We start from the raw sequence: 18,318 nt of genomic DNA on the forward strand, positions 1-18,318 counted from the left end.
AGACGCCTCCTCAAGCAAAAAAGAATAGACGAATGACACGCCAGCTGCCGTACCACTCGAGCTATTCTTTTGATTAAAATGTTCGTTGTGCCATGTTGAATGCCGCCAACATCTCATCCGTTGCTTCGTCGACAGGCGTTACAGATTCCAGATCACCTTGGATCACACGACGGGTGACACCGCCCATTTCCCCACAGGTGATCAGCGTGATCATTTTACGGCCTTCCACTTCGTCAAGCAAATAGACATCGGTCGGGTCGACCCGCACAGAAGAAGTCGCGGTATACGTGTAAATATTTTCCAGATCGGTCACATAGATAGCCGCTCCGATGGCGACATCATCCAATGGCGTAAACAAAAGCTCTGGCGATTGAGCGCGATGGCTGGCTAGTGCGTAATTGCCTTCCCCCATTTTTTGGGTGGGACTTAACGTACCAGCACCATACAGCAAGGCCTCGTTGGCCAAGCCTTTAAAAATCGGCAGATTGATCCCCACACTAGGAACCGCCACGCCGCCGATCACTGGCAAGGCTTTGTTACTCAGCTGCGCCCGTAAGACTGCTTCTGAACTTGCCGGCTCCACGGCATCAAAATCAAAGGTCGCTTCCGCTTCCATATTTTTTTCCACATCACTGCGATCAATGGTGCCGACTGCGTATGCTTCACCTGTTTGTTTAATAAAATAATTTTTGATTTGATTATTAAAAATCAATGCTAAACCAATCAATAACAGCAAAAGCAAAAAGAGATTGCTCAGCCAATTCGAAAGTCTGCGTTTCTTTTTTCTCATAGGTTTTCGTCTCCATTAGTTTCTTCTTTTATCATACCAAAATCCTCATAAAGACGCCAATTTTGGCCAGTTTTTTTACGAAAAGACAAGATTTGCCTTTTTTTGTCGAAAAAGGGAACTTAAAAATTGTTTTTTCTGTTATTTTGTAATATAACTTTAAACGAAAAGATACAAGCAATTTTCAGCGCTTTGTTGTAGAATGAACTTAGTATATAGGAGGGATCGATCGGCATGTCTAACACGATTTACGTACATATTGATACAACCAGCAATGCCGTCTTGACCCGCGGGCTTGCCCCCCAAGATTTTAACAAGAGCATCGTCCATCAGCCCAAGAATTTGCTCTTGCTTGATCCTTCCAGTGATTTCGGCGAATTCGACGGTCATACGGGCTTAAAAGTGATACGCGGAATGGAAGACGTCCAACTGTTTTTTCAGCAGATCAACAAAGGTCGTGTTGCCGAAGAAATGAAGTGGATCGATTTTAATGATTACGAGATGGTCAAAGAATTGACGCCTTTAGAGATCTCCGAGTTGTTATATTTTGGCCACATGAAGACACACCTCCACTCACCTTTCTTTTACAAACTGCAAAATAACTTTGTTTTCTTTGACTTAAAAGATGCACGTTCCCGCGTTTATTATCGCTATTTAGATGAATATTATCGGATCTTGGCGGATCGGATCACCCGCATCGTCTTAGAAAAAATCAATGATCGCCTCTCCTTTTTTAAAAAAGCAACACCGGTGGAAAAGCTCGATTTTAATTTGCTGAAAGAATTGCGGGGAATCATGCAAGAAGGCATCGTCTTTTGTCTAACACAAGAACAATTGATCGACAGAACCTATACGATCCCGATTTATCTGTCAGAAGATGCTGGCTTAAAAAACACGCTGGTCAATCAAAAAGAGCTGGATCAAATCGCTGTTTTACGCTATTCAGCCAGCAAAAAAAGCTGGTCGTTGGAAATCGACCAAGAAGATCTAGCGTTTGGCTTTATCGACAAAAAAATGTCTTGATGCTTCTCTTTCTCAAAGAGCATCAAGACATTTTTTGATGGTTCCATTTCTAAAACTAAGCTTTCGGGACAAATAATTTCGGGGCTGCCTTGACTAAGAGACCTAGGACGACCCCTACATAAACGATATTGATAATGACCGATGATCCATTAAAGATCAAGGAATACAGATACGGACTTTGTCCTGGCGGTGCGTACATTCCCCAGACAAAGACCCCAGCCCAATAATGCCAAAACCAACGGCTGATCACCGCCACGATGCCCCCTAAGACGACATACCACGTAACGGTTTTGCTGTTTTGACGGATCGCTTGCTGGATTTTATTAGCAAACAAGCCGCCCATCCCGCCAAAAGCAAAGGCAAAGGGGTATTCAAAGATAATCTGTGGAACGGTGATAAAGTTACGCATGGCGCTACCAATCAAGATATTCAGCAAGCCCCACATAAATCCAGCTGTCATTCCCGGCAGCACCCCACGACGATACGAATACAAGACCAAGGGCACGAGACCTAGAGACAAGTCGATACTGGAATTGGCTGTCTGGATCGGGATATACGACAAGACGACCCCAATTGCAGCGATCATCGTTCCTTCCGTCCAGACCTGCAGCGACATTTTTCGTTTCAAAAAAAACTCCTCCTTTAGAATCATCACAATTCACAAAGGAGAAGTGTTGGACACTTCAACTCGTCACAATTCCTACGTTCGCATGATCGAAACAGGTACGAAGGGTTTAGAGTACTCTCATTCTCAGCCTTTGCAGACTCCCCTTTGTGATTAGATTCTATTTTATTTTTTGCTTGCATTTCGCAAGTCACTTTCAAGAATACCATAAATTGGTGAAAAGAAACATGACTGCGATCGTTTTTTCTAAAAACATCCTGAAACTCCTCAGAAAAAACAGCCAATGAGGGGCTAAAGACCGACCATTGGCTGTTGTTCTCATGCTTATGAGGCACGATTAAATTGATAATTTTGATTCAAACAGTGGACTGACTGGTTTGTTCTCATGGATTCGTTTGATCGCTTCGCCCATCAAGGCACCGACACTAATCTCATCGATTTTTTTCGACTTGCGGTCTTCTGGCAAGTGAATCGAATCTGTCACAACTAGATGCTCAATGGCAGAATCTTCGATCCGTTCCAAGGCAGGTCCTGACAAGACAGGGTGGGTACATGAGGCGTAAACACTTTTAGCACCTGCTTGTTTCAACGCATTCGCAGCCAATGTGATGGTACCAGCAGTATCGATCATATCGTCGATCAAGACACAAGTTTTGCCTTCAACATGACCAATGATATTCATGACTTCTGCTACGTTGGCTTTCGGACGACGTTTGTCGATGATCGCGATTGGTGACTTAAGAAACTCAGCTAATTTACGGGCACGAGTCACGCCCCCGTGGTCTGGTGAAACGACGACGACGTCATCGCCTTGAATGCCTCTTTCCAAGAAGTAGTTGGCGATCAATGGTGCACCCATCAAGTGGTCAACTGGGATATCAAAGAACCCTTGAATCTGTGAGGCATGCAAATCCAGTGTAACCATGCGGTTCGCACCGGCTTTTTCGATCATGTTTGCTACAAGTTTTGCGGTGATTGGTTCTCTTGATCGCGCTTTGCGGTCTTGTCTTGCATAACCATAATAAGGCATTACTACATTGATCGTCTTCGCACTGGCGCGCTTCAAAGCATCGATCATGATCAGCAATTCCATTAAGTTATCGTTTACAGGGCTGCTGGTTGATTGAATCACGTAGACGTGTGCACCACGAATACTTTCTTCAATATTCACTTGGATTTCACCATCGCTAAATTGTTTGACTGAACACTTACCTAATTCAACACCTACTGCAGCTGCGATTTTTTCCGCCAAAGGACGATTTGAGTTCAGAGAAAAAATCTTCAATCTTGGATCAAAATAATGATTTGACATGAGAACCTCCACTTTCTTTGCGTTCATCTAGAAAAAAATGACTCCTTTTACTAGAATCTTCTTCCTAATAAATAGTAGTCATTTTTCCTTAAGAAATCAAGTCATTTCGCTATTTCTAATTTAGATAAGGCAACTTTTTCGCGTAATCCGCTTTATTTTCCTGACGGGCGCGGGCAATCGCCATACTGTGTTTAGGAATATCTTTGGTGATCGTTGAGCCAGCAGCGATCATCGTTTCCTCTTCAATGGTCAATGGTGCAACTAGATTGGAGCCAGAGCCGATAAAGCAATTGTCGCCGACAGTCGTTTTGAATTTGCTCTTGCCGTCATAATTAACAAAGACTACGCCGCAACCGACATTGATGTTTTTGCCTAAGGTCGCATCGCCAACATAAGACAAGTGTCCGACTTTGGTGCCTTCACCAATTGTCGCATTTTTGACCTCCACAAAGTTCCCGATATGGGCATGGGCCAAAATTTCCGCATTAGGACGAAGATGGGCATTGGGACCGACATCGGCGCCATCATGGATGATGCTCTCCTCGATCGTCGATGCCTTGATCGTCACTTGGTTGCCGATCTTGCTGTCTTCAATTTCAGAAGCTGCCGTAATGACACAATCTTCTCCGATCGTCGTCTTCCCTTTGATGGTGACACCGGCTTCGATCAGAGTATCTGAGCCGATCACAACACCTTCGTCGATATAAGTCGTTGCCGGATCGATCAAGGTCACGCCATTTTGCATGTGCTGACGATTGATCCGCTGACGCATCAAGCGATTGGCTTCGGCTAAGGCGATGCGGTCATTGACTCCTAATGATTCATGAAAATCTTCGGTTTGATAAGCAGCGATGATTTTGCCGTCTTCCTTTAAGATCTCGATGATATCAGTCAAGTAGTACTCCCCTTGAGCATTGTCCGTATCTAATTTTGCCAAGGCGTCAAATAACAATTCATTATCGAAGCAATACGTCCCTGTATTGATTTCTTGGATCAGCGCTTCTTCGATCGACGCATCTTTTTGCTCAACGATTTTCTCCACGATACCGACACGATCCCGCACGATTCGGCCATAGCCTGTTGGGTCTGCCGCTTGCGCCGTTAAGATCGTCGCCGACGCATTTTTCCCTTGGTGGTAATCGAACAAGTTATTCAAGGTTTCCGTCGTCAATAACGGTGTATCCCCACTGATCACTAAGGTCGTCCCTTTTTTGCCTTTTAAAAATGATTCGGCTTGAACGACAGCATGGCCAGTACCCAATTGTTCGGCTTGTAAGGCATAGTTGGTGCGATCCCCCAGTTGCTCTTTGACCATTTCTGCCCCGTGACCGACGATCGTCACGATCTCTTCAGGATTGGTTTCCACCACTCGATTCATGATGTGCTCCACCATTGGTTTGCCACAAACAGGATGTAACACTTTATATAACTTCGATTTCATGCGCGTGCCTTTTCCAGCCGCTAAAATTATTGCAAAACGTGCGTCCACGTATTCCACTCCTCTCAATCTGAACGATTTTTGTTCATTGAATTTCCTATAAACAGTTTAGCCCAAGTACTTGTAAATTTCAACGATTTAAGGAATCCCCACCTAGACCAATCAAAAAAAAGACTGGCGGCCGCCGTTTAAAAAACAGCTGCTTGCGCCAGTCTAAGAGCCACAAAAAATCAGGCTTTTTTCTCAAAGTAATTTCCCGGTACTACCGAGATCGTTTTGGTCTGGGTATCGACATCTTCAACATACAGCAGAGAACTGTAATCGCTGATGGCCCGCTTGCCTTTGAATTTCGTTTCGGCAAAAACCGTAATACCGACTAATTCGGCTTCAAATTCTTCAATCAAGCTCTTCATCCCATTGACCGTGCCGCCGCCTTTCATAAAGTCATCGACCACCAATACTCTAGAGCCGCGCTTTAAGCTGCGCTTGGATAATTCCATTTTTTCGATGCGCTCTGAAGAACCAGAGACATAATTGACACTCACGGTCGAGCCTTCAGTGATCTTGGAATCACGACGCACGATCACGAAGGGAACATTCAAGTAGTAAGAGACTGCTTGAGCGATCGGCACTCCTTTAGTAGCAACGGTCATCACCGCATCGATTTGTTCGCCTAAATATTTGGAAGCGATGATACGGCCGACTTGGCGCAGCAATTCCGGTTCACCTAATAAGTCAGATAGATAGACATAGCCGCCAGGCAACAAACGGTCTTGCTCAGACAAGCGTTCTGCCAGCCCTTCGACGTACGCATACGCTTCTTCTTCAGAAATTTCAGGCACAAAAAAAACACCGCCAGCAGCGCCTGGCACGGTATCAAGAATGCCTGTTCCTCGTTCTTTAAAGGTCTTTTTGATAATAGATAAATCTTCGCTAATCGATGATTTTGCAGAGGCATATCGTTTAGAAAAGAAGGACAATGAAATCAATTCATGGGGATGATTCAACAAGTAATGTGTCATATCGATCAGTCGTTCACTTCGACGTATTTTCACACCGGACAACTCCTTTAGTTTATTCGCCTTATTATAAGGCTTTTTCGGGATAAATGCGAGCATTATCTAAAATATTGCTTATATTGTTCGGTTTTGATTAGAGTTTAAAAAAAAGAAACGAAAATTCTTCGTTTCTTTTTCATAAAGCCCTTTATTTTAAGCGTTGTTTTCGTTGCACGAGGATCACGATGCGTTTGATCAAATTGATCACTAAGAAAAGAGCGATAAAAACCAGCGTGATCGTCGCACCCGGTGGTGTGTCCAAATAAAAGGAACTGGTCAAACCAGACATCATCCCAATCATGCCGATCACGACACTGATCAAAATCACGGCATTGAAGCTCTTGCCTAAACGCATACTGATGGCAGCTGGTAAAACCATGATCGCAGAGATCAACAATGCACCCGCAATCGGGATCATCATGGCGATTGCCACCCCCGTCAAGACATTAAAGAGCATCGACATCACTCGCACAGGCAAGCCATCGACATGGGCGGTATCTTCATCAAAGGTCAAAATGTACATGGGCCGTTTGAATAAGAAGAATAAAGCAAAAACGACTAAAAACAAAAAGCCTAAGATCCAGACTTGTTCTTGTGTGATCGTAACGATCGACCCAAACAAATACGATTGGATACTCGTTGCGGAGTTCCCCCCGCTAAGGTTCATCAAGACGAGGGCTAACGCTAAGCCGCCAGACATCAAAATGGCGATCGAGATCTCTGAATAACTGCGGTACAGTGTTCGCAAGTATTCCAAAATGATTGCGGCAATGACTACGATCAATAGCGTCGTCAAACTCGGATTTAGATTTAGAAAGAAGCCCAGTGCCACCCCTGCTAAAGAGACATGGGACAGCGTATCAGCCATCAATGACTGTCGCCGAATCACTAGAAAGACCCCCAGCATCGGTGCGATACCAGCAATAAAAATCGCCGCAAGAAAAGCTCTTCTCATGAATTCATATGAAAGCAACGCCATGGTGAATCCTCCTTCCGCACTAAACGGATCTGACGGTCCGCGTATTCTTTGATATCTTCGTGATCATGGGTGATCATCAAAATCGACTTGCCGTGGTCATGAGCATTGTGCCGTAGCAGTTCATAAAACAGATTGCGGGATTGTTCATCCATCCCCGTAGTCGGTTCATCTAAAATAAATAAATCAGGGTCCGTGGCAAAGACCCGTGCCAAGCTGATCCGCTGCTTTTGGCCACCGGACAACTCGCCGATCCGTTTATGACGCACGTCCCACATCCCGACGGCATCTAATGCACGGCGGACATGTTCATGGTCTCGTTTCGTCAAGCGCTTGAACCAGCGATCTCTTGGGTAGCGGCCCGATTGGACCAATTCCAAAACGGTGCTGGGGAACCCGACGTTAAAGGAAGCAATCTGCTGAGGAATGTAGCCGATGCTTAATTTTTCACCAGCAGCATTTTTGGTCGCCAAGGTGACTGCTCCTTTAGAAGGTTTCAACAAACCAAGGGTTGCTTTGATCAAAGTAGATTTTGCCGCCCCATTTTCGCCAGTCAAAATCACGAATTCGCCGTCTTCGACAAAGTAGGAAATGTCTTCCAAGACGGGCTCATCATCATAATAAAAGGTCAAATCTTTTACATCGATATAACGCACGCAGGCGCCTCCTTAGTGAATACTTTTTTGTAATGCTGCCAAATTGTCTTCCATTACAGACAGGTATGTTTCGCCGTTATCCATCTGCTCTTGCGTCAAGCTTTCTAATGGATTCAAGACCGCCAGCTCCACTCCTGTTTCAGACGCTAAGGTCTCAGCCACCTTCGATGACGCGTTTTCTTCAAAATAGATAACTTTGACTTGTTTTTCTTCTACATATTCTTTCAGCTCAGCCAACCGACTTGGCGTTGGTTCTTGATCGGGTGAAATGCCCGAAATCGATTCTTCGACTAAATCATACTGCCGTGCCAAATAGCCAAAGGCTGCGTGCTGCGTAACGAAGGTTCGTTGGGTCGCATCCTTTAACGCCGCTTGGTAGGCCTCATCTAGAGCAGAAAGCTTTTCGATATAGGCAGCTGCATTTTCCGTGAAAGTTGCCTTTTGCTCAGGAAACTTCGCAATCAAGTCATCGCGGATCGTTTCTACTTCTTGGATCGCTAAGACTGGGTCGGTCCAAACATGAGGATCGTACGTATGATCATGGCCTTCATGGCTGTCTTCGCTTTCGTGATCATGCGCGTCATGATCTTCCTCCTCTGTGCCTTCCACCAACTGAATGTTTTTGGCCGCTTCGATCACGGCTGTTTGCTCAGGATCGACGGAATCCGTCAAACTAGCGACCCAAGTTTCTAGCTCAGGACTATTGTAGACAAAGGCATCTGCATCCATGATTTTGGTCATATCTTTGGCACTTGGCTCATAGTCATGGGGTTCGGTTCCTGCAGGGATCAACAAGGAGACCTCTGCTGCGTCGCCTACGACTTCTTTCGTAAATTCGTACATTGGATAAAACGTCGTGACGATCGACAGCTTCTCTGTGTCACTCGATTGACTTGTCGCTTCTTGCTGCCCACAAGCGCCAAGAAGCACGCCCCCTAAAAGGAGTGCTGTAGTAAGTAAGATTTTTTTCATCGGGATTTCCCCTTCCATTTGCTGGCTCTTCTTTTTATTTTAAAACGGAACAACTCCGTTTTGTTAGCAAAAGTTACTCTATCAAATGATTTCCGGTTCGTCAAGACAAATCGTACGTTTTACGATTTAAAACTTTTATTTCGAGATAAATCGGAAAACATAGGAGAAAACGTTCATTTGAAGCGGATTCTTCTCTCAGGAACTTAGCCATATTTTACGTCATTCGCCATGCGCCCCTGCTGTACCAGCTTGAAAAATTAGAGAGTATGTAGGATAATAACCTAAAAGCACTTGGAGGAAACGAAGATGAACGAATTTGTAACTGTGCCGCCAACTGTAAACAACAGCGACTTGTTGACTCGAATCGTCTTACCAGAAGATCCTGCATCGCAGCAAACCGAAGAAATCCGCAAAACGATCGACAAACCATTGTATGAAGAAGACAAAAAGAAAAAATCCGCAAAGAAGCAGCACCAAAAAGAATAGTCTTTGCTTTACGTAAAGAATCAGACCCCGACGCCTTATTTTCGTCGGGGACTTTTGTGTAGGGCAGCTTCTAGATGCTTCCTTCCCCACTTCAGCTGCCTTTTTCTTTACTATTGAAATAGAAGGCATACAAAAAAACACAGGCGAATTCAGCCTGTGTCCTTGACTCATTCATTTCAATGTACGTACAAGATAAACCTCATCGCAGAATCCTTTTAAGGCATTATAGACCCGCTGTGCCCGCGAATATTTTTGACAAAGAGCAAAGACAGTCGGTCCGCTGCCGGTCATCAAGGCAACATCGGCACCATATTTCATCATGCGATCTTTGATCTGTTGGACGATCGGATACTTCGGGATCGTGATGGCTTCTAGGCTATTGCCCATGGCAGCGATCATTGCTGGATAATCTTCGGCTAAGACGGCGGCCGACAATGCTGCGATATCTGGATGATGCAGTTGGTCTAGCTCGACTTCTTGAAAGATTTTCCCCGTTGAAACACTCAAACGAGGTTTAACCAAGATGACCCAACATTGCGGCATCGGCCGCAGCGGCGTCACCAGCTCCCCTTTTCCTGCAATGTGGGAAGTGGTCCCATAAAGACAATAGGGAACATCGGTGCCGACTTCCATACCAATATCGATCAGCTCTGCCATGGAAAGGTCTAAATGCCAGAGGCGAACCATCCCCCGCAGCGCTGCTGCACAATCCGTACTGCCCCCACCTAACCCAGCTGCCACCGGGATATTCTTGGTGATGCGGATACGGATGCCTTTTTTTATGCCGTAGCGTTTTTTTAAGATACTGGCGGCTTGATAGACATTATTGCGTTTGTCGATCGGCAAAAAGGCTTTGTTGGTTTCTATAATGATCTTATCTTCTGCTATCTCTTCCATTATCAGACGGTCGGCTAGATCAACACTAGACATCACCATTTCCAACTCATGGTAGCCGTCTGTTCTTTTCTCTAACACATCGAGACCGAGGTTGATCTTAGCTGGCGCTTTTTCAATAATCTCCATCTTCATTCATCCAATCATCTGATAGTTATTTAGTTCTATCATAGCAGATTCTTATAAGATAGTTGAGTGATTTCTCTTGTTTTTATGATTGTTGCCATTTTGGTTGCCCTTTGGCTTGGTTCCTCGTAAAATAGAAGTACCAACTCAATAGATAAAAGAAAGCGGGGGAACCACATGGCAAATTTGATTCCAAGAGATTTCGCAGGCGGCGAAGAACTATTAGGCAAATTAATGAACAGTTTTTGGCAAGAACGGCAAATGAATACGGACATTAAAGAGTACGAAGACAAGTATCTCGTTCAAGCAGATTTACCCGGCATCAAGAAAGAAAACATCCGCGTCAGCTATGTCAACAACACGCTGACGATTTCAGCGGCTCAAACAGAGACCACGGAAATCGAGGAGGATTTCGGACATTATTTGCGCAAAGAACGCTCTAGCAGTGCCTATCAACGGACCTTCACCATCACAGACATTGATGACGAGTCCATTAAAGCAGTGTTTGAAGACGGCGTTTTGACCCTGACGTTACCAAAAGCCAGCTACAAAGATGCACCCGCAAAAAATATCCCGATCGAATAACCGAGATACCAAACAGGCAGTCCCTTCAGAGAACGCTCTGGGGGACTGCCTTTTCCTATTTGCGTGCTTGTCGTCGATACGCCTGTCTTGAGGTCTGTGGTTCTTCTTCAGAAATCTCTTTTTTGACGTACAATTTCAAACTGTATGGTTCATGGTATTTTACATCATTTTTGACAAAATCACCGCCAGTGATAAATAAGCCCACTGGTTCTAAGGGCTGTTTGCCTGTCCATTGGATCGTGCCGACTTTCGTCATCTCCGTGTAGCTAGTGCCGATCTGCAATGCGTACTCATTTTCCCCTTGCTGTTTGACAAAATAGTAAGGATACAAGGTGTTTTTCGGGATCGTAAAGCCGTTGGATGACGGTTTGATCGCCAATTCTTCTTGAGCGATCAAGGTCTGCAAATGATTCGCCAATACCAGCTGATAGTCTTCTTCAAAATGGATCACCGCTTTTTCAGTCGTCAAACGATCAATGTCGGTGGTGCTGATGGTTTCTCCTTCAATATTGAAGACTTCGTCTGGTAAAACTTTGACAAAGGCCTGTGTGACATCGAACTTCATATTTTTGTTTAAGAAATAATAGAAGATATTCAGTACCCAGAAGTAGACTAAGACCAAAAAGCCGACCGTATAAAGGATCGCTTGAAAATAGTTTTGGTTCGCAAACATCCCGTAGACGATCCGCAAAATATACGCCGTTGGAATGATACTGAGGATGGTATAGGCACGGTTCAAATATTTAGGACTGATATCGAGATAGCCCAAAAATTTATGGATGCCGTTGATTAAATCTAAAATAAGCGTCATTTTCTCACCTACTCATTTCCTTGATTCTCATCCATGATCCCTTGTGGATCTGGCGTGGTCTCTTCACTTGAAGAAGGTATTTCCTGATTGTTTGCCGGCGTTGACGGAACTGTCGCTCCACTTGAAGGTGTTGTGCTGGCCGGTGTCGAAGAAGACGGTGTCGTTCCCGACGATGCTGGTTCACTGCTGGATGACGGTGTTGTCTGCTGGTCATCGTTCGTCGGTTGTGAGTCCGTGCTAGCAGGTGTCTGATTTTGACTGTCTTCTGTCATCGAAGAGGGTGTGCTTTCACTTGGTGCTTGTTCGGTCGTTTCTGTCGTTTCCGTCGCACGACTTGGTTGGCGGTAGCTGCCTGAATTCACCACGCCGGTGGCAGTGGCAATGATCGTTGATATCGTTAAAAGTGCAATTGGTTTTAAAATAGGCGGGACTTTTCGCATGATTCTCATCCTTTTCTTACCCGATGTTGCCCATTGGCAGCCTCGGTTCCTTCAGCCTCTTCTTACCTTTATAATCGTTTCTGACAAAAGGGTCAAGATTCCAGAGGCTTCTGTCGCAGGATTTAAAAAAAAACTAAACATGTAACTGTTTTCACAAAAAAACAACGACGGCAGTTGCCGCCGCTACACAAGGTTATTCATAAAACTTTTCAAAGGTCAGGTGCAACGTGCCATGGTAATCCCGTAAAAGGGCGGTCAAAGCGATCACTTCTTCATGTTGGATCGGCGCATCGATTTGAATCACCGCTTGCTCATCATCCAGATAGTAGGAACTAAACAGTTCATCATCAGCGACTTCTTCTAGCTGATTGGTCAGCTCTTCATAAAACTTTTCTACGATCGGTTCTGCCAACTCATCAAAGACCGGCTGCAAGGCTGCTTCTACAGCTGGAAACGGCTGCGCGAGTAATTGCTGTCCGCTGAGGGAATGGCAGGTATTCTCATAGGTCAAATAAAGCAGGTCGAAATAATCCTCTTCTTCCCCGATCGCTTCTAGCGTCAAAAGGGCTTTTTCTACCAATGAAACCAAGGCCGAGGATACCTCCTGATGCATCACCGCATCAACTTTTTCAAATAATTGCTGTTTCTCGATGACAAATCTTTCTTCCATAAAAGTGAATTCCGCTTTTTCAAAGCAAAGGGGGGTATCAGAGATAAATAGTTGGATCGTTGCCATGGCGTTGCCTTCTTTCTTTTTCAAGCTGCGGACAAACAGATGATTTGTCAACAGCGAAAATCTTCGTTAGCATAAATAATAGCAGGTGAACAAATTGTTCATCAAGTAATAAGGAGGAGATCGAATGAGTAAAGTTGCTGTTATTGTCACTGATCTAGTTGAAGATGTTGAGTTGACGTCACCAAAAGAAGCACTGGAAGCGGCTGGACACGAAGTAGTCGTTATTAGTAATGAAGGCGCCGAGACCGTCGAAGGCAAACAAGGTGGAACATTTACCGTCGATGCAACCATTGATACGATCGATCCTGCAAGTTTTGATGCTTTGTTGATCCCAGGCGGTTTCTCCCCTGACCAATTACGGACCGATGAGCGCTATGTGTCATTGACGAAAGACTTTTTGACATCTGATCGTCCTGTCTTTGCCATTTGCCACGGCCCACAACTGTTTATCCAAACAGGACTGACGAAAGATTTGACCTTGACGGCTTATGATTCTGTGCGACCAGATTTAGCCTACGCGGGTGCCACCGTCAAAGATGAGCCCGTCGTGATCGACGAAACCTATCGGTTGATCACCAGCCGAAACCCAGATGATCTAGATGCCTTCAATCAAGCCATTACCGAGGCATTGAATTAACCACGAATAAGACTTGGTTTCTTAGAGAAAAAAAGCCGCCAGTTGCAGCGTTCGATCCTTCGTATCGATCGAGCTGCAGCTGAGCGGTTTTTTCTTGCGTAGCTTTTCAGTTTTCAGTGAATGGCTCTTTCCCCGTTACTCGTCAGAGGGCAACTCAAAACCATCGAAAGTCTCGCCATCATAGTAGCGCAATAATTCTTCCGTCGATAATAAGGAAGACGTCATTTCTTCCTGTGCCTCATTGGCCTCTCGAAGTTGGGCAAGGTAAGCCGCGTAGGCTTCTGCCAACTGCCGATAAACAGCTTGCCGCGAAGTTCCTTCTGCTTGGATCGTCGGCAATTCACGGATAAAGGCCCGATAGACGGGGCGGTTTTCCTGCCATTCGATCGGCAACTCAATTACTTGAAGCTGGGCTTCTTCAAACCATCGTTCCATCGCTCTCCCTCATTTCTTTTCTTATTATCGTCAAGTTAGCAGCAAAGGTCAATCGGTGAGCAAAAAAACACAGAACAAGCGTTGAAAGAAATTAACACATCCGCAAAAGCTCGCTTGTTGGGCTAGCTTTTACGGATGCGGCAATTTATCTGCTTGTTCTGTGTGTTACTCGTTTTTATGCGGCAACATACGCATATTTTTCAATGTTTTGTCGGATCGTTTCAATCATGTCTTCATCTTGTAAGCCAGTGATTTCTGCAATGACTTCCGGTAGTGATTTTTCATCCAAAAGTGCTTGTAACTGTTGGCTTTGCTCATCTTCAGGGTCTTTGTAGTTGAAGATCATGCCGATCGTTTCATAGAGATGATCTGGCTGCATGTTGCGTTTTTCTAACTCAAGGACTGGTCGGATAAAGCGTTCTTCGGTCCCTAATTTGCGGACAGGTGTCCGTGCCACCCGAGTGATAGCATCGGAAATGTGCTTGTTTTTAAAGCGTTGGATGATTTTTTCGATATACCGTTCATGTTCTTCGGGATCAAAGGCCCACTTCTCAATTAAAAGCCGCCCAGTTTCTTCGAGAACGGATTTTAATTGGATCACCACTAAATGGTCCTGCATCGCTTCATCGATCGTCTGGTAGCCTTGGAGGGCGCCTGTGTACGCTACCGTAGCATGACCCGTATTGACACTGAATAATTTCCGTTCAATATACGGTTCCAGGTCCGCCACATAATGGACCCCTTGCAGATGGATCGAGGATTTCATCCCTGACTCTTGGATCACCCATTCGCAAAAAGGTTCTACTTGAACGAATAAAGGATCTTCATGGTGTTGCAGCGGTACGATACGATCCACCGCTGCATCTGGAAAACCAACCGTCGCTTCCAACGCGGACCAATCCGCAACGTATTTTTGCACTTCGCTTTTTAAAAAGGTCGATCCGCCGATCATGTTCTCACAGGCGATCACATCAATGGCTGGCTTGTCTGAGTGTTGCTGACGTGCTTCTAAGCCTTTGGCGATCAGCTCAGCGATATGCGGTAAAATGTTGGGACCAATGGCGGTCGTAAGGATGTCTGCCTCGGCGATCGCTTGGATCACCGCTTCTGGTTCTTTGGCATTGTTCAATCCCGTCACATGCTCGATGTGGATCTGTTCTTGGGTCTCATCGGCTAATTCGATGGTATACCCTTGTCTTGCTTTTAAGGCGTCAATGATCGTTTCATTGACATCAATAAATGTGATTTCAAAGTTGTTGGCAGCCAATATCTCGCCGATAAAGCCGCGACCAATATTACCTGCACCAAAGTGAACTGCCTTCATGTCTTGTCTCCTCCTTAAATCCTTATGCTACGGTCAAACTTTGGGCGATTTCTTCTTTATCTAAGGCATCCGCCAATTCGACAACGTTATCGATATCACTGCAAAAGAGGGCGATTTGTTGGACCAATTGCAGGTGATCTTCCCCTTTGCCCGCGATGCCGAAAAGGACGGTGACGATTTTTTCTTCGTCCGCGGTACCGAAATTCACGCCATCAGGTACTTGCACGATACAGATACCAGATTTTTTGACGTATTTTTTGGCTTCATCCGTGCCGTGAGGAATCGCAATAAAGTTCCCCATATAGACTGAGAGCATCTCGTCACGCTCAAGCATGGCTTCGACGTATTCTTTTTCCACACAGCCTGCCGCCAGCAATTTTTCGCCGCAGTAACGAATGGCTTCTTCTTTGGTCGCAAATTGTTTGTTCAATTCAATCATGTCTTTTTCTAATACTTGCATTCGGCTCATCCTTTCTTAATTCGCTGCTTTGATCGATGCTACGATCCGTTGATAGTTCGTCGTTCCCATCAAATTATTGACAGATAGGTGGATCGCTTCTGGCGCTGACGTTTGCGCTTGCGGCGTTAGGGCTTCTTTTGTGATCACCAGTGAAGAGGCGTTGGCATGGAGATCATTGATATGGCTTTTTCTGATGGGCATCGTCAGAGCTTCTTTGGCTAAAAGATCTTGGAAAACTTTCTGTGCCATCGTTGCCGAACCTTTGCGATCATCGTGGGCCAAAATGATTTCACTGACTTGCTTAAGGTCATTGGCGGAAGGAACATCTATCTGGTTGCCTGCTTCAGACTTTTTTGCTGTCTCCCCCGCTGTCTTAGTCCCTGACAATGTGGCTACGATTTCATCGTACCGTGGAGAGTTCAGGAAATTTTCAACCGCGACAAAGGTCGCATTTGGCGCTTTTTGTTTGGCACGTTCTTGCAATTCTTCTTGAGTGACGATCAGCGTATTGGCATCGTCCGTCAAATTGTTGATGGCGGAATTCGAGACATTTTGTGGAAGACCCGCTTCTTTGACTTTTTTCCGTAAGATCGATGCCCCCATAGCACTGGAGCCCATGCCTGCATCACATGCGAAGATGATACGATTGATGCCAGTCATTGGTTGAGCCGCCAAGCCTTTTGAGCTGAGTTTTGCTGCTTGCGTTTGTTGTACTTTTTCTTCAAAATTATCCACCGTATCCTTCGCATCCGCTTTCAAGATCGCGGCAGCGACGATAAAGGACACGCCTGCTCCTACGGCAATTCCGGCTAAGACAGAAACGACACTCATCACTGAGTTGAATGGCGTCATTGCTAAGATCGCAATGATCGAACCTGGTGAGGCAGGTGCCCGTAAGCCTGCACCTAGCAATTGGAAGGTAAAGCTTCCTGATACACCGCCGGCAATCACTGCTAAGAACATCAATGGTTTCATCATGACGTATGGGAAGTAGATCTCATGGATCCCACCGATAAAGTGAATGATGATCGCTCCAGGTGCCGAAGATTTCGCTGCTCCTTTTCCGAAGAAAGTGAAGGCTAGCAAGACTCCTAAACCAGGTCCAGGATTGGCTTCTAATAAGTAAAGGATCGATTTCCCAAATTCGCTGACTTGCTCAGTACCTAATGGTGTCAAAATTCCATGGTTGATAGCATTGTTTAAGAATAAGATTTTTGCTGGTTCAATAAAGATATTGGCTAATGGAATCAAGTGGGCATTGACGATCACTTCGACCCCTGCTGCCATTGCTTCTGTCAAGGTGTTCACAACTGGCCCGATTGCTACAAAGCCCAGTAATGCTAAGGCAAAACCGATCAAACCTGATGAAAAGTTGTTGACCAACATTTCAAAGCCAGCGCGAACTTTGTCTTGGAAGATCTCGTCAAATTTCTTGATGACCCAACCGCCTAAAGGACCCATGATCATTGCACCCAATAGCATTGGGATATCCGTTCCGACGATGACCCCCATCGTTGCGATCGCCCCAACCACGGCTCCGCGGTCACCAGCAATCACTTTCCCGCCAGTATACCCGATCAAGATTGGGATCAAATACGTTAGCATTGGACCGACCATCGTTGCAAAGGCTTCATTTGGTAAATACCCATCTGGAATAAATAATGCCGTTAATACACCCCATGCAATCAATGCGCCGATATTCGGCATCACCATACTCGACAACGTACTGCCTAATTTTTGAACTTTTGCTTTGACTGATGATTTGGCTGCTTTTTGTGTCTGTTCCATTTTTTTCTCTCCTCTCGTCTGCTTACACCCTTATTGTAGGCGCTTCCCAAAAAGCTCGAAAGTCGTACTTTGGCACAAAAAACTGTGCCAAAACTTGTAGTCAAACAGACAGAACAAAAAAGGCGAGCAGCCCTTGCACTCGCTTATTTTTGTTCTGTTTCACGTGGAGCATTTTTTTGGATTTTGCCAAAACAAAAAAAAAAAACGTGTACCCGCTCCTTCTACACAAGGTAGAAAGAGCAAGTACACGGAGGCAGCTCATTCATGTATTTCGTTCGCTGCTCTTGTTGCAAGCCAGTCTGCTGCTGATTGCTTATTCTTCTGCCAGCAAAATCTGTTGGATCTCTTCAACCGATTCGGCATCACTAAGCACCCGAACATTCTGCATATCAGAACAAAAAAAGGCGATTTCTTGCAAAACAGCTAATTGCTGCTCTTTTAGGACGACTACGAAAAGGATCGTAGCGATTTTAGGCTGCTCCTTCGTGCCGAAGTCGACGCCATCAGGCACTTGGATCAAAAAGAGTCCTTCTTCCTTGATCCATTGCTGGGCTTCTTCTTCCGCATGGGGCAATGCCACAAAGTTACCGATGTAAACACCTGCTTTTTGATGGCGACGCAAAAGGCTTTTGACATAGGGCAAGGAAACGATCTCCTGGTTGACTAAGTACTCGCCAATTTTTGTCAGAGCCTCTGTGGCATCGGTAAAGTGTTGATCCAACAAAATCCGCTCCTGTGGAATATACATC

At 45.2% G+C, this 18,318-nt stretch carries 21 protein-coding genes and 1 riboswitch; of the genes, 4 read left to right on the forward strand and 17 right to left on the reverse strand.

The features are described from left to right. Positions 1 to 73: 73 nt before the first annotated feature. On the reverse strand, positions 74 to 790 hold the full coding sequence (locus IGI71_RS16975) for a class A sortase (protein ID WP_005230283.1): 717 nt from the start codon (positions 788 to 790) through the stop codon (positions 74 to 76). 231 nt (positions 791 to 1,021) lie between these two features. Here IGI71_RS16975 and IGI71_RS16980 point away from each other — a divergent pair, with 231 nt between their 5' ends. After that, the gene (locus IGI71_RS16980; protein ID WP_005230281.1) at positions 1,022 to 1,810 is read left to right on the forward strand and encodes a hypothetical protein; all 789 of its coding nucleotides are present in this window, start codon (positions 1,022 to 1,024) and stop codon (positions 1,808 to 1,810) included. A 55-nt stretch (positions 1,811 to 1,865) separates the two neighbouring features. Here the strand turns inward: IGI71_RS16980 and thiT are convergent, their stop codons facing one another. The 7 genes from thiT to IGI71_RS17015 form a co-directional block, all read right to left on the reverse strand. Next, positions 1,866 to 2,438 carry an energy-coupled thiamine transporter ThiT gene (gene thiT, locus IGI71_RS16985; protein WP_015510621.1) on the reverse strand — a complete coding sequence of 191 codons (573 nt, stop codon included), beginning with the start codon at positions 2,436 to 2,438 and terminating at the stop codon, positions 1,866 to 1,868. Positions 2,439 to 2,490: 52 nt separating this feature from the next. Beyond that, positions 2,491 to 2,592: riboswitch (TPP riboswitch) on the reverse strand. Between the two features lie 180 nt (positions 2,593 to 2,772). Beyond that, entirely contained in the window at positions 2,773 to 3,747 is a 975-nt protein-coding gene (locus IGI71_RS16990) for a ribose-phosphate diphosphokinase (protein WP_005230276.1), read from the reverse strand. A gap of 115 nt (positions 3,748 to 3,862) precedes the next feature. Continuing rightward, positions 3,863 to 5,236, reverse strand: a complete 1,374-nt coding sequence (glmU, locus tag IGI71_RS16995; protein ID WP_086295788.1) for a bifunctional UDP-N-acetylglucosamine diphosphorylase/glucosamine-1-phosphate N-acetyltransferase GlmU — start codon at positions 5,234 to 5,236, stop codon at positions 3,863 to 3,865. 179 nt (positions 5,237 to 5,415) lie between these two features. Then, entirely contained in the window at positions 5,416 to 6,240 is an 825-nt protein-coding gene (gene purR, locus IGI71_RS17000) for a pur operon repressor (RefSeq protein WP_005230273.1), read from the reverse strand. Between the two features lie 151 nt (positions 6,241 to 6,391). Further along, positions 6,392 to 7,222, reverse strand: a complete 831-nt coding sequence (locus tag IGI71_RS17005) for a metal ABC transporter permease (protein ID WP_005230272.1) — start codon at positions 7,220 to 7,222, stop codon at positions 6,392 to 6,394. Further along, positions 7,195 to 7,875: a metal ABC transporter ATP-binding protein gene (locus IGI71_RS17010; RefSeq protein WP_005232967.1), complete on the reverse strand. Its 681-nt coding sequence runs from the start codon at positions 7,873 to 7,875 to the stop codon at positions 7,195 to 7,197. Before IGI71_RS17010 ends, IGI71_RS17005 begins: the two co-directional genes overlap by 28 nt. A gap of 12 nt (positions 7,876 to 7,887) precedes the next feature. Beyond that, the gene (locus IGI71_RS17015; RefSeq protein WP_034696266.1) at positions 7,888 to 8,847 is read right to left on the reverse strand and encodes a metal ABC transporter substrate-binding protein; all 960 of its coding nucleotides are present in this window, start codon (positions 8,845 to 8,847) and stop codon (positions 7,888 to 7,890) included. A 306-nt stretch (positions 8,848 to 9,153) separates the two neighbouring features. Between IGI71_RS17015 and IGI71_RS17020 the strand changes: the two genes are divergently transcribed. Then, positions 9,154 to 9,333: a hypothetical protein gene (locus IGI71_RS17020; RefSeq protein ID WP_005230269.1), complete on the forward strand. Its 180-nt coding sequence runs from the start codon at positions 9,154 to 9,156 to the stop codon at positions 9,331 to 9,333. A 171-nt stretch (positions 9,334 to 9,504) separates the two neighbouring features. Here IGI71_RS17020 and ispE read toward each other — a convergent pair whose 3' ends face one another. Next, a complete protein-coding gene (gene ispE / locus IGI71_RS17025; RefSeq protein WP_034858541.1) occupies positions 9,505 to 10,356 on the reverse strand; it encodes a 4-(cytidine 5'-diphospho)-2-C-methyl-D-erythritol kinase in 852 nt (283 codons plus the stop codon). 174 nt (positions 10,357 to 10,530) lie between these two features. On the opposite strand from ispE, the gene IGI71_RS17030 reads away from it, so the two are divergent. Further along, complete coding sequence (locus IGI71_RS17030) at positions 10,531 to 10,938, forward strand: Hsp20/alpha crystallin family protein (RefSeq protein ID WP_430616006.1); 408 nt, start codon at positions 10,531 to 10,533, stop codon at positions 10,936 to 10,938. Between the two features lie 55 nt (positions 10,939 to 10,993). Here IGI71_RS17030 and IGI71_RS17035 read toward each other — a convergent pair whose 3' ends face one another. The 3 genes from IGI71_RS17035 to IGI71_RS17045 all read right to left on the reverse strand — a co-directional run bounded on the left by IGI71_RS17035 (position 10,994) and on the right by IGI71_RS17045 (position 12,925). Then, a complete protein-coding gene (locus IGI71_RS17035) occupies positions 10,994 to 11,749 on the reverse strand; it encodes a DUF6681 family protein (protein ID WP_060791862.1) in 756 nt (251 codons plus the stop codon). An 8-nt stretch (positions 11,750 to 11,757) separates the two neighbouring features. Next, a complete protein-coding gene (locus IGI71_RS17040; protein WP_010748855.1) occupies positions 11,758 to 12,189 on the reverse strand; it encodes a hypothetical protein in 432 nt (143 codons plus the stop codon). Between the two features lie 193 nt (positions 12,190 to 12,382). Further along, complete coding sequence (locus IGI71_RS17045; protein WP_430616363.1) at positions 12,383 to 12,925, reverse strand: hypothetical protein; 543 nt, start codon at positions 12,923 to 12,925, stop codon at positions 12,383 to 12,385. A 124-nt stretch (positions 12,926 to 13,049) separates the two neighbouring features. Here IGI71_RS17045 and IGI71_RS17050 point away from each other — a divergent pair, with 124 nt between their 5' ends. Next, positions 13,050 to 13,562 carry a type 1 glutamine amidotransferase domain-containing protein gene (locus tag IGI71_RS17050; protein ID WP_010748853.1) on the forward strand — a complete coding sequence of 171 codons (513 nt, stop codon included), beginning with the start codon at positions 13,050 to 13,052 and terminating at the stop codon, positions 13,560 to 13,562. 135 nt (positions 13,563 to 13,697) lie between these two features. Here IGI71_RS17050 and IGI71_RS17055 read toward each other — a convergent pair whose 3' ends face one another. The 5 genes from IGI71_RS17055 to IGI71_RS17075 all read right to left on the reverse strand — a co-directional run bounded on the left by IGI71_RS17055 (position 13,698) and on the right by IGI71_RS17075 (position 18,317). Continuing rightward, the gene (locus IGI71_RS17055; RefSeq protein WP_005230258.1) at positions 13,698 to 13,997 is read right to left on the reverse strand and encodes a hypothetical protein; all 300 of its coding nucleotides are present in this window, start codon (positions 13,995 to 13,997) and stop codon (positions 13,698 to 13,700) included. A 175-nt stretch (positions 13,998 to 14,172) separates the two neighbouring features. Beyond that, positions 14,173 to 15,321 carry a mannitol-1-phosphate 5-dehydrogenase gene (locus tag IGI71_RS17060; RefSeq protein ID WP_005230256.1) on the reverse strand — a complete coding sequence of 383 codons (1,149 nt, stop codon included), beginning with the start codon at positions 15,319 to 15,321 and terminating at the stop codon, positions 14,173 to 14,175. Between the two features lie 22 nt (positions 15,322 to 15,343). Next, complete coding sequence (locus IGI71_RS17065) at positions 15,344 to 15,781, reverse strand: PTS sugar transporter subunit IIA (RefSeq protein WP_005230254.1); 438 nt, start codon at positions 15,779 to 15,781, stop codon at positions 15,344 to 15,346. 15 nt (positions 15,782 to 15,796) lie between these two features. Further along, complete coding sequence (locus IGI71_RS17070; protein ID WP_074536328.1) at positions 15,797 to 17,569, reverse strand: PTS mannitol transporter subunit IICBA; 1,773 nt, start codon at positions 17,567 to 17,569, stop codon at positions 15,797 to 15,799. 313 nt (positions 17,570 to 17,882) lie between these two features. Beyond that, positions 17,883 to 18,317, reverse strand: coding sequence for a PTS sugar transporter subunit IIA (locus tag IGI71_RS17075; protein WP_430616009.1), 435 nt, complete (start codon positions 18,315 to 18,317; stop codon positions 17,883 to 17,885). Position 18,318: the final 1 nt, after the last annotated feature.

The sequence above is a fragment of the Enterococcus sp. DIV1279b genome, assembly GCF_050531515.1.
In the GTDB taxonomy this organism is placed as follows: Bacteria; Bacillota; Bacilli; order Lactobacillales; family Enterococcaceae; genus Enterococcus_D; species Enterococcus_D casseliflavus.

What these genes read in the sequence shown, in the direction of transcription:
- IGI71_RS17005 (WP_005230272.1), bottom strand. Translation starts at nt 7,222, where the DNA reads ATGGCGTTGCTTTCATATGAATTCATGAGAAGAGCTTTTCTTGCGGCG.
- IGI71_RS16975 (WP_005230283.1), bottom strand. Translation starts at nt 790, where the DNA reads ATGAGAAAAAAGAAACGCAGACTTTCGAATTGGCTGAGCAATCTCTTT.
- IGI71_RS17060 (WP_005230256.1), bottom strand. Translation starts at nt 15,321, where the DNA reads ATGAAGGCAGTTCACTTTGGTGCAGGTAATATTGGTCGCGGCTTTATC.
- IGI71_RS16980 (WP_005230281.1), top strand. Translation starts at nt 1,022, where the DNA reads ATGTCTAACACGATTTACGTACATATTGATACAACCAGCAATGCCGTC.
- ispE (WP_034858541.1), bottom strand. Translation starts at nt 10,356, where the DNA reads ATGGAGATTATTGAAAAAGCGCCAGCTAAGATCAACCTCGGTCTCGAT.
- IGI71_RS17035 (WP_060791862.1), bottom strand. Translation starts at nt 11,749, where the DNA reads ATGACGCTTATTTTAGATTTAATCAACGGCATCCATAAATTTTTGGGC.
- IGI71_RS17070 (WP_074536328.1), bottom strand. Translation starts at nt 17,569, where the DNA reads ATGGAACAGACACAAAAAGCAGCCAAATCATCAGTCAAAGCAAAAGTT.
- IGI71_RS17020 (WP_005230269.1), top strand. Translation starts at nt 9,154, where the DNA reads ATGAACGAATTTGTAACTGTGCCGCCAACTGTAAACAACAGCGACTTG.
- IGI71_RS16990 (WP_005230276.1), bottom strand. Translation starts at nt 3,747, where the DNA reads ATGTCAAATCATTATTTTGATCCAAGATTGAAGATTTTTTCTCTGAAC.
- IGI71_RS17045 (WP_430616363.1), bottom strand. Translation starts at nt 12,925, where the DNA reads ATGGCAACGATCCAACTATTTATCTCTGATACCCCCCTTTGCTTTGAA.
- IGI71_RS17015 (WP_034696266.1), bottom strand. Translation starts at nt 8,847, where the DNA reads ATGAAAAAAATCTTACTTACTACAGCACTCCTTTTAGGGGGCGTGCTT.
- IGI71_RS17065 (WP_005230254.1), bottom strand. Translation starts at nt 15,781, where the DNA reads ATGCAAGTATTAGAAAAAGACATGATTGAATTGAACAAACAATTTGCG.
- IGI71_RS17075 (WP_430616009.1), bottom strand. Translation starts at nt 18,317, where the DNA reads ATGTATATTCCACAGGAGCGGATTTTGTTGGATCAACACTTTACCGAT.
- IGI71_RS17055 (WP_005230258.1), bottom strand. Translation starts at nt 13,997, where the DNA reads ATGGAACGATGGTTTGAAGAAGCCCAGCTTCAAGTAATTGAGTTGCCG.
- IGI71_RS17050 (WP_010748853.1), top strand. Translation starts at nt 13,050, where the DNA reads ATGAGTAAAGTTGCTGTTATTGTCACTGATCTAGTTGAAGATGTTGAG.
- IGI71_RS17030 (WP_430616006.1), top strand. Translation starts at nt 10,531, where the DNA reads ATGGCAAATTTGATTCCAAGAGATTTCGCAGGCGGCGAAGAACTATTA.
- IGI71_RS17040 (WP_010748855.1), bottom strand. Translation starts at nt 12,189, where the DNA reads ATGCGAAAAGTCCCGCCTATTTTAAAACCAATTGCACTTTTAACGATA.